The 10445-nt window shown below is 63.8% G+C and carries 5 protein-coding genes and 1 pseudogene; 1 reads left to right on the top strand and 5 read right to left on the bottom strand.

Annotated elements, in window-relative coordinates:
• The coding region (locus BN903_RS03225; RefSeq protein ID WP_195155706.1) for a glycoside hydrolase family 3 protein at window positions 1-1409 on the bottom strand (1409 nt) is incomplete at its 3' end.
• A gap of 357 nt (window positions 1410-1766) precedes the next feature.
• Between BN903_RS03225 and BN903_RS03220 the strand changes: the two genes are divergently transcribed.
• Window positions 1767-4040 (top strand): glycoside hydrolase family 3 N-terminal domain-containing protein, encoded by a 2274-nt coding sequence (locus tag BN903_RS03220; protein WP_048076348.1) that lies wholly within the window; start codon window positions 1767-1769, stop codon window positions 4038-4040.
• A 153-nt stretch (window positions 4041-4193) separates the two neighbouring features.
• Here BN903_RS03220 and BN903_RS03215 read toward each other — a convergent pair.
• From BN903_RS03215 to BN903_RS03200, 4 genes and pseudogenes are all read right to left on the bottom strand, one after another.
• Window positions 4194-6121, bottom strand: a pseudogene (locus BN903_RS03215) (archaea-specific SMC-related protein).
• A 936-nt stretch (window positions 6122-7057) separates the two neighbouring features.
• The gene (locus BN903_RS03210) at window positions 7058-8026 is read right to left on the bottom strand and encodes a sugar phosphate isomerase/epimerase (protein ID WP_048076347.1); all 969 of its coding nucleotides are present in this window, start codon (window positions 8024-8026) and stop codon (window positions 7058-7060) included.
• 352 nt (window positions 8027-8378) lie between these two features.
• Window positions 8379-9143 (bottom strand): IclR family transcriptional regulator, encoded by a 765-nt coding sequence (locus BN903_RS03205; RefSeq protein ID WP_048076346.1) that lies wholly within the window; start codon window positions 9141-9143, stop codon window positions 8379-8381.
• Window positions 9144-9236: 93 nt separating this feature from the next.
• The gene (locus BN903_RS03200; protein ID WP_048076345.1) at window positions 9237-10151 is read right to left on the bottom strand and encodes a GAF domain-containing protein; all 915 of its coding nucleotides are present in this window, start codon (window positions 10149-10151) and stop codon (window positions 9237-9239) included.
• Window positions 10152-10445 lie beyond the last annotated feature (294 nt).

The raw sequence follows: 10445 nt of genomic DNA, 5'->3' as shown, positions 1-10445 counted from the left end.
GTCTCGGGGCCGGTTGTCGTACAGCCTCGCTCGTAGGTCACGTCGAAGCCGTGATCGGCCGCGCGCTCGCGGACCGCGTCGAGCGGCGTCGTGGCGTCGAGCTCGACCTCCGCCTCGGGGTAGTGGGCGGGATAGGCGTAATCGCCCATCAGCTCCTGTGCGTCGTCCGCCTTCGGTCCGAGGACCGCGACGGAGTCGGTCTCCTCGCCGACGAGGGGAAGCAGGTCGCCCTCGTTTTTCAGCAGGGTCATCGACTCCCGTGCCGCGCGCTCGGTGAGTTCGCGGGCCTCGTCCGTACCGTACGGCTCGTCGGCCGCCTCGGGGTCGACGGTCGCGTCGTCGAGTACCCCCGCGTCGGCCTTCGCGCGGAGGACGCGCCGCACCGCGGCGTCGAGCGTCGCCTCGGAGAGTTCGCCGGCCTCGACCGCGTCGACGAGGTGGTCGCCGTAACAGTCGGTGTAGGGCAGTTCCACGTCGATGCCGGCTTCGAGCGCGGTCGTCCCGGCCTCGCGCTCGTCGGCGGCGACGCCGTGTTCGCTCCGGAGGAACTCGATGCTGTAGTAGTCGGAGACGACGGTGCCCTCGAACCCCCACTCACCCCGGAGAACGTCGGTCAGCAGCCACTCGTCGCTCGCGCTGGGGACGCCGTCGATGTCGTGATACGCGTTCATCACGGACTCCGCGTCCGCGGTGCGAACCGCGGCTTCGAACGGGAACAAGTGCGTCTCGCGCAGCTCGCGGCGGCCAATGTTGACCGAGCTCCGGTTTTTCCCGCCGTCGCCCGCGCCGTGACCCGCGAAGTGTTTCAGCGTCGCCGTCACGCCGTCACCGCCGTCCTGTAGTCCCTCGACGTAGCCGCACGCCATCGACGCGACGAGGTACGGGTCCTCGCCGAACGTCTCCTCGACGCGCCCCCATCGGAGGTCACGGGCGATGTCGAGGACGGGCGAGAGCGCGTGTGCGGTGCCGATCGCTTCGAGCTGACCGCGAACGATGTCCGTGACGGATTCGAGGAGCTCCGGCGACCACGTGCTCGCCATTCCGATCATCTGCGGGAACGTCGTGCCTGCGGGCCCCATATACCCGCTCAGACACTCCTCGTGCGGGATCGCCGGGATCCCGAGTCGGGTCTGCTCGCGAAGGTACTCTTGGAGTTCGTTCGTCCGCTCGGCGGCCGCCTTCGGCGGAAGACTACCCTCTCCGCCGATCCGCGTGAGATGGCCGATCCCGTTCGAAAGGTGCTCGTCGACGGCGGCCTCGTCGATCTCGCCGTCCTCTGTCAGGATCCGGTCGGCGTTCACGGAGCCGAGCTGCGCTGCCTTTTCGGCGACCGTCATCCGGTCGAGGAGCTCGTCGACGCGTCGGTCGGTCGATGTCTCGGAGACACCGCCGTCTGAACCAGTTCGCATTATCACCTCCCTCTCGATCCCAGTTATTAATGATTCGGGTGTCGGCGCGTGTTTACGGCAACGAATCGCCGGTATCGGAACACGCTGACGACGACCGCCTTGTTCTCAATATCAGAATATACGACTCGATCATTGTATAAAACACCGCCCGAATATCTGTGGTTGAATATGTCAAACACTCCAAATCGGTGTTTTCACACCGATGTTTCAAATATACGATATTTGGACGAGGGTTCTGTAATAGAGAACAGGGCGGGTTCGGAGAGATCGGTCTGGAGAGGCACCGATGGAGTAATCGCCTCGCCCGAGAGAGGCCACCGAGGTAGTTTTAAATAACGGCGTCGGCAGGTGTAGACCATGGACAATCGGCCCGAGCAGCCGGCGTACCAGCGGGAAGGCGCTCCGACGGACGAGCGGATCGATGATCTCCTCGACCGGATGACGCTGGCGGAGAAGGCCGGACAGGTGACCGGAACGTGGGCGGGCACGCTCCGCGAGACGCACGACCTCGACGACGTGAAGGAAGCGATCGATGACGGCCACCTCGGGTTCGCAGCGCCGTTCGGCTGGGGCGGCGCGCTCGCGACGACTCCCGAGGACGCCGTGTCCGCAGTCGAGGAACTCCAGACGTACGCCCGGGAGGAGACCCGGCTCGGGATCCCGTTGCTGTTCAGCGTCGACGCGGTCCACGGACACGCGTACGTCTCGGGCGCGACGGTGTTCCCGAACGGTCTCGGGGCGGCGGCGACGTGGGATCCGGAGGGGGTCGAAGCCGCGGCCGCCGTGACGGCGCGAGAGGTGCGCGCAACCGGTGCCCATCAGAACTACGGGCCGACGGTCGACGTGGGACGCGACGCGCGGTGGGGGCGCGTCTTCGAGACGTTCGGAGAGAGCCCGCACCTCGTCGGAGCGCTCGCCGCCGCGAAGGTTCGAGGGTATCAGGGGAAAGGTTCCGACGATCCCGACGGTCCCGCCATCCCCACCGACCGCGTCGTCGCGACGGCCAAGCACTTCCCGGCGTACGGGGAACCGGAGCGCGGTGAAGACGCCTCCCCAGTCGATGTCTCCGAGTACAAGCTTCGGAACACGTTCGTCCGCCCGTTCGAGCGCGTTCTCGACGCGGGCGTCGCGTCGGTCATGCCGTCGTACAACTCGATCAACGGCGAGCCCTCCCACGGCTCCGCTGCGTACCTCGACCGGCTGCTCCGGGACGAGCTGGGATTCGACGGGCACGTCGTCTCCGATTGGAACGGGATCCGACACCTCCACGAGGACCACCGCACCGCCGTCGACCACGCCGACGGCGTCCGACAGGCACGGACCGCGGGCGTCGACGTGGCGTCGGTCGGTCACACGCCTCACGCCGACCGCGTCGTCGAACTGATCGAAGACGACAGGCTCGACGAGGCGACACTCGAACGGGCGGTACGGCGTGTCCTCCGGCTAAAGTTCGACCTCGGGCTGTTCGATGAGGAGCCCGAGGACGCGGCCGACGAGACCGACGCCGTCGAGACGTTGGGCGCGCCGGCCCACCGCGAGCGGGCCCTCGAAACCGCACGTGACAGCATGACGCTGTTGCAAAACGACGGGCTGCTACCGCTCTCCGGCGACGAGGACGTGTTCGTGGGCGGCCCGAACGCCGACGACCTCGTCAACCAGCTGGGCGGCTGGAGCGTCGGGCGCGACGAGGGGGTTCCCGGGAAGACGATCCGGGAAGCCGTCGCAGACGCGACCACCGGGACCGTATCGTACGCGCCGGGGACGACTATGAACGAGGCCATCGACATCGACGAGGCGGTCCGGGCGGCGCGAGACGCGGACGTGGCCGTGCTCGCGCTCGGCGAGGGGTGGTACATCCACGAGTTCGGGCCGGAAGCGCAGGCCGGATCCGAGACGGGCGAGTGGCCCACCAGAAGCGACCTCCGGCTTCCCGAGTCGCAGCGGGAACTCGTCCGCCGAGTACACGAGACGGAAACGCCGGTCGTCGGCGTCCTCGTGACCGGGCGACCGCTGATCGTCGACTGGATGGCCGAACACGTGCCGGCCATCCTCATGGCGTACTTTCCGGGAACGGAGGGCGGCGTCGCGGTCGCGGAGACGCTGTTCGGAGACAACGATCCGAGCGGTCGGCTCCCGATCTCGGTGCCGCGCGACGAGGGCGACCTCCCGCAACACCACGACGCGCTCGCGCATCCGACGCCCATCGGGGCGGACGAACACCCGGATTCGTACGATCCCCTGTTCGAGTTCGGCCACGGACTCAGCTACACGACGTTCGAAACGACGGACCTGAGCGCGAGCGTCGCGGCCCGGCCGGGCGGGAGCGGAGAGGACGACGCACCGACGGACCGGACGGTCCGGGTCTCGGTCGAAGTGTTCAACGTTGGCGACCGTGCCGGCACGGAGACGGTACAAGTGTACGCCCGACAGCGACACGCGTCTCGCGTCCGGCCCGTTCGGTCGCTCGTCGGGTTCGAGCGCGTGACCCTCGCCGCGGGCGAGAGCGAGCGCGTCGAGGTGTCGGTCTCCGTGGAGCGACTCGGCTTCCATAAGCCCCGAGAGGGGCACGTCGTCGAATCCGGGCCGTACCGATTCGACGTGGCCGGTGCGTCAACGACACTCGAACTGTGACGACACCGTGGGTTTCCCCATCGTCTGTTCTGATATTATGAACGCTGCTGGAATTACAAATGTAGTAGTGTAATTCCTACTGCTCCGGTTGCTTCTCGGCTTCAAGAGACAGAGAACGAAGCCCGCCTGCGAGTCGGTCTACGACCGGGCCGATCAGTCGATATTCTCGACGTAGGTGTACTCCTCGGAGAGCGCGGCGGCGTCCTCCGGCAGGAGCGCGGCGACGAGGTGGTCGGCGTGCGTCCGGAAGTAGTCGACGACGCGTGCGATTCGGTCCGAATCGATCGCCTCAAGCGAGTCGAGCAGGACGAACGGGACCGTCTCGTGAACGTCGTGGACGAGATAGCCCGCGAGCGCGAACACGAGCCCCGTTACTCTCGCTCGCTCTCAGAGAGATGGTCCACCGTGTCCTCGTAGGCCGTGCCGTCGGGCGACGAGCGGACGATGTGAAGGTCGAACCGAGTCCGGGTGACCTTGCGACGCCCCTCTCGGACCCGGGTCTCTCGACGCTCGATCCAGATCCGATCGAGGTTCTCGTAGTCGAGGATGTCGAGGACGGTCTCCATGTGTTCGTTGAACTCCTCGACGGCGTTCTCCTCAATGCGGTCGACGCGCGTCCGGAGTTCCGTCAGCCGGTCGGCGATCTCCTCGCGCTCCGCCTCCAGCTCCTCGCGCCGCTCGATCGCGCTCTCGCGCTCTTCGATCTCGGCTTCGATCTCGTCGATCTCGGCTTCGATCCGCTCGATACGGAGTTCGATCCCGTTCGCCTCGCGGTGGAGTTCTAACGCCTCGTCGTAGCCGTCAACGTCGATTGACTCCGCTTCCTCCTCCAACTCCTCGATTTCCGTCTGTTTTGACTCGACTCGCTCTTCCAGATCAGCAATTCGGGATTCCGTCGATTCGATCTCCGTCCCGACCGCGTCGAGCCGATCCTCAGCGCGCTCGATCTCGCGCCGGGCCTCGCGGATCGACGACTGCTGGTCGGTGAGTTCCTGAATTTCCGCGCGGATCTCGTTGCGTTCGTCGAGCTTGTCGGAGCGAAGCTCTCGAAGCCGGTCGAGGGTCGATTCGATCTGCTCGCCTTCGACTTCGGACCCACAGGTCCAACAGACCGTCTGATCGCCCGCGGTCAGCGCATCGGTCGGGTCGTCTCCCGACGGTTCCTCGCCGATGTCGATCCCCGAACCGTCGACTATGTCTTCGTTGAACCCGATCACGCTCCCGAGTTCGCTGACGTCGTCGTCGAGGGACCGCTTCCGGCGACGCAGCTCGTCGATCCGGCCCGCGAGCCGGTCCAGGTTCTCGTCCGGCTCCTCCGCCTCCTCGACGGTCTCACGGAGTTCCTCACGCTCCGATTTCAGCTCCGCGAGCGTCGAGCGCTCGGTTTCGAGGTCGAACTGGAGGTCGTCGAGGGCCGACCGAGCGTCGCGCACGCGCTGGAACGCCTCCTCCATTTCCTGTTTTCGCGTCCGGCTCTCCTCGACGCCGGCGTCGAGGTCGTCGAGTTCCTCACGGACCGATTCGAGTTCCTCTTGTGCCGCCTCCAGTTCCTCGACCTTTTCGCGGCGGTCCGCTTCGAGATCGGTGAGGTCGCGTTCGAGGCTATCGAGCGTCTCGATTTCGGACGCCAACTCGTCGCGTTCGCGCTGGCACTCGCGTATCTCCGCGTCGATCGCGTCCGTGTCGATCGGTCGCATGATGATCTCGCGGAGGTCGTCGCCGCGCGCCACCGCCCGACGCGCCTCATTGTCTTCCAGCAGGAACGCGAACAGGTCGGCCAGTTCCGGGTCGTCGAGGTAGGGGTCACCGCCGAACGCCACCGAGTCGCCGCGGCGCTGGAGCGTTCGCGTGTACGTCTCGTCGTCGAGCGTGAGAGTCACTGTACCCTCCTCGGCGTCGCCTTTCAGCGAACTCTGGCGGCTGCCGAGCCCGGCCATCAACGCCTGTAAAAAGGAGGTCCGGTTCGTCGCGTTGCGGCCGGTCAGGATCGAGACGCCGTCGGAGAGCGTTACCGACGCTTCGTCGATACCACCGATATTTCGGACATCGACTTGGACGGCAGGTTTCGAGATCTGAGCCATCGATATGGTTTAAGCATAGGGTTTAAAGTATTAAATCTACTGTTCCATGTAGTGGTTATGTTCACTTCTGAAACTGCTTCGTTCAAGCAGTGTCGCCGAGAGCATCAGCGCGTGCCGGAGAACACGATATCTCTCTGTAGGTCACCGAGGAGGTGAGAGCACTCGATTCGAGGCCGTCGGTATCATCAGGAAAAGACACCCGCGATTTAGCCACAAAGGTTGAAGGAAGCGAGGCCGATCTTAAGTGATTCATGCCAAAAACGACTATCACAGGGGACCTATAGACCAGATCTACTGTGATTTGTAGCGGAAAGACAATACTGCGGCTGTTACTGAAGCTTGGAACTCGGATCTATCTGGTATTACTATCATTTTTAAATACAATATTGAATTTTGATATGATAGGTCTGATGAGTTCGAATGACTCTCTTAAAATCGTACTTTCAGACAGATTCTCGCCTGAAGCAGCTGTTCGGTGAGAGCTACTTGTAGGTCGGGTATTTTGAGGGTGAAGAGGCTATCAAGGGCGGAATCGCCGCTAACGGGGCGAACACGACCGCCGAAGCCCCAGCCTCGTCGGCCTCCCTCCGCGTTGCTCCGGTCGGCCGACTCCAGCGAGAATCGAAGATTCTCTGGCAGCCGGCGGCAGAGCCGCCGGCGACCTCACGCGTGTTGGCTCGCCGCCTGTCGGCCGCTCGCAGGCGCGCGCCACCGCAATCTGGCGGATCGATCGCTAAGTCACCTGTACTGAGCAATCGAGAGAGTAGCACTATCAACTGCTGAGAGTTCAACAAAGTCCCGATCCGAACAGTACCATTCGATAGAGAGGGTATGCTCATTCCAACCCACAGTGATATCGAGATACACTTCAGTAATTCTAAATATGAACGTGGAGAGGGACTGGAGACCGAGGAACCCGACGGTCACCGTCGTGGTTCAGGCCCAGTACGCATCACCCGGTTGCGTTTCGAAGACGGCTCGGTTGAGGATGTCGACAGCCTTCTCTAATCCCTCTCGACCGGACGTGAGCGAGTCTTCGTGTTCGATGGAAAGCGCGCCCTCGTAGCCGACCATCCGGAGCGTCGAGACCACGTCCTTCCAGTGACTCTCTCCGTGGCCGTAACCGATCGAGCGGAACAGCCACGACCGGTTCTGCTCGTCCGTGTAAGGATTCGTGTCGAGGTATCCCTGTATCCGAGCGTTGTGTTCGTACAGGCCGGTGTCCTTAGCGTGGAAGTGATGGATAGCACCGCGCTCGCCGAGGTAGCGGATCGCCTCGGTGACATCGATCCCCTGCCAGTAGAGGTGTGAGGGATCGAAGTTTGCCCCGATCCGCTCGTTGGTCGCTTCGCGGAGCCGGAGCAGGCTCGTCGGCTCGTAGGCCAGCATATTCGGGTGCATCTCGATGCCGATATTCACCCCGTGGTCGGCGGCGTGTTCGGCCAAGGCAGTCCACGTCGGCACCGCGACCTCCCCCCACTGATACTCCAGCGCCTCGGCGTGTTCCGGCGGCCACGGTGCGGTGATCCAGTTCGGAACCTCACCGCTCGGGCTCCCTGCGGGTAGCCCTGAGAAGGTGTTCACGGTGTCGACGCCCAACTGGCCGGCGAGCCGCACGGCCTCCCTGATCTCGGTCGCTGCCCGCTCGGCCCGGTCGTCGTCCGGATGGAGCGGGTTGTTGTGTGTCGAGAGCGCGCTGATCTCGAGGTCGTGTTCGGCAACGAGATCGAGCAGCTCTCGCTGTGCCGCCTCGTCGTCGAGGTACTCCTCCCGTGAGAGGTGGCTATCCCCCACGAACCCCCCGCAGCCGAGTTCGATCGTTCCGACCCCGATGCCGGAGAGGTATTCGAGCGTCTGATCTAGCGGTTCGTCGCCCAACGCGACCGTGAGGACTCCAACGTCCATGATCGACGGATCACTCCGCCGAGAGATAAAACTATGGTCGGCGTGCGCGGCTAGTCCCCGCGCCACGTGGGGCAACACCCTATCACAATGGGTCAATAGACAGCCCCATGGGCCGACTGACGGTCTCGCCACGCCCGCCGATCCGCGGCCTCACTGGCCGGTATTGTTCTGTACTGGATCTGGTCTACGGCGGAAGCGTTTACATATCCCAAATGAGCGCTGCGATCGGACGAGCTGTTCGAATAGAATTACATATGTAGTACTGTAATGGAGTCGGGGTACCCCACAATATAATGATTATTATAAATGTATTCTGTGGTAGAAATTTACATATCGAAAACGCGTTCGGTCCTCACGGGCCGAGCAGCGACTCCAGCGAATCGACGGCGGTCAGCAGATCCTCGGTGACCTCGCGTTCCAGCTGTGAAACCCCGACGCGGTACTTCGGACCGCCGACACTCAACCCGCCGACGATATTACCGTCGGTGCCCCGGACGGGTGCGCCGATCGCGACCAGATCCGGCGCGAACTCGCCGTCGACGAGAGCGTATCCCTGCGATCCGATCTCGTCTAACGAGTCGAACAGTCGGTCGCGATCCGTGATCGTCTCGTCCGACTCGCGGGGAAGCCCCCACTCGTCGACGATGGCTTCCACCCGATCCCTGTCCAGTTCGGCGAGGATCGCCTTTCCCGCGGCGGTGTTGTGGAGGTGGTACTCCGACCGGTAGCGAACGTCCGTCTCGTCGTCCCCGTCGTCGGAGGACCCGTAGCAGGCGAGTAGTCGGCCGTGTTCAAAGACCGTGAAGTTCGCCTCTTGGCCGGTTTTTCGCGCCAGCCGGTCGACGACCGCCTCGACGTCGTCGCCGGTCGGGTACCGGTGTCGCGCGCGCTCGCCCAGCAGGGCGACTCTGAAGCTGACTCGGTAGGTATCGCTCTCCTTCACGAGGTAGCGACTGTCCACGAGCGTGTTGAGGTGGCTACAGATCGAACTCTTCGAGCTGTCGACCATCGTGTCGAGTTCGGCGGGCGTGAGTCCGTCGTGTTCCAAGATAAGCCGGAGGATCTCGAGAGAGGTACGCGTCGTCTTGAGTCGTCGCCCGGTTGCGTCTCCGATCATACGTGATCGTGTCTGCCGTCCGTAATAACAATTTTCATAATGTGAATCACCGCCCCGGTCCACGTCGGCTGCGAAGGATCGTTCGCACGCCGTTCAGATGGCCCGTGACCGCTTCACCCACCCGATTCGAGTGATCGCCTCTGCCCCGAGTTCCCCCAGTAAACTCGCGGCCTCCAAGTCGTACTCGTCGAAGGCGTCGACGACGACATCACCGGCGCTGAGGACGCCGTGACTCCCGATCGGGACGTACAGCCCCGACTGGAGGGCTCCGCGGCTGTGGTCGTCTTCCGTCTGATCGTGGTTCGCGTGGATGACCGGTTCCCCGGTTCGATACGTCCGCGCGGCCGGCGTGTCCTCCGTGACGGTGTAGTTCGGTCGGTCGCCGGCTCGCTCCAGGCACTCCTCGGTGGCCACCGTCGTCTGGAGGACGTTCCGGTTTTCGTCGACGAGGCGGACGGTCGTGTTCACGAGTCCGAGGACGTTCTTCGCGGCGTCCGCCAGAATCTCCGCGACCTCGTCTTTCGAGCTCGCGCTCCGGAGCTCTTGGCTCGTTCGACGCAGGATCTCGATCCGCTGCTCCTGCCGTTTCATATCCGTCACGTCCCTCACGACGCCCTGTAACGCGACAGTTGCTCCCTCCTCGACGAGGGGCTCACAGCAGAGTCGTATCGTTCGTTCCGTCGTCCGATCGCTGGCGTAGCCGACGCCGAGAGAGAACGATTCACCGCGCTCGATGGCGGCCACGAGGCCGTCGAGGACCGCTTGCCGATCCGTCTCCGCGTATCGCCCCACGACGTCCGAAACCGTCGGTGTCTCCTCGGTCTCGAAGCCGTGGATCCGCTTCGCCTCGTCGCTCCACCAGAGCTCCGACCGCGGCACGTCGTACGACCACATCCCGATGCCCGTGAGCCGTTGGAGGCTCCCGAGCACCTCCGGCAGCCGTCCCTCGAACGCGTCCGGGACGGACTGCGAGACCTCGGTCCGATTCCAGTCCGGTGAGTCGACCATGAATAGCGTCGTGTAACGAGGAGACCGTAATAAATCTACATGTGAACCCCGCTCGCGGGAACCGGTGGATCGACCCGAATGTTCATTATGTTCTGTGCTGTCGGTAGGTCTGTACTCATGCCACGCAAACACACGCCACAGCGACTCGGACACACAGTCGGACGCACACTTCCCCGTCGGTTGCCCCGTCCGCGGGTGGAACGATGAGCATCTACATCGTCGGGACGCTCGACACGAAGGGCGAGGAGATCGGCTTCGCCCGCGACGTGATCGAATCGCAGGGGATCGACGTCC

The sequence above is a fragment of the Halorubrum sp. AJ67 genome, from assembly GCF_000513435.1.
The sequence above is the reverse complement of the archived record's forward strand: the minus strand, read 5'-3'. Positions and strand labels throughout refer to the sequence as shown.

What these genes read in the sequence shown, in the direction of transcription:
- BN903_RS03220 (WP_048076348.1), top strand. Translation starts at nt 1,767, where the DNA reads ATGGACAATCGGCCCGAGCAGCCGGCGTACCAGCGGGAAGGCGCTCCG.
- BN903_RS03210 (WP_048076347.1), bottom strand. Translation starts at nt 8,026, where the DNA reads ATGGACGTTGGAGTCCTCACGGTCGCGTTGGGCGACGAACCGCTAGAT.
- BN903_RS03205 (WP_048076346.1), bottom strand. Translation starts at nt 9,143, where the DNA reads ATGATCGGAGACGCAACCGGGCGACGACTCAAGACGACGCGTACCTCT.
- BN903_RS03200 (WP_048076345.1), bottom strand. Translation starts at nt 10,151, where the DNA reads ATGGTCGACTCACCGGACTGGAATCGGACCGAGGTCTCGCAGTCCGTC.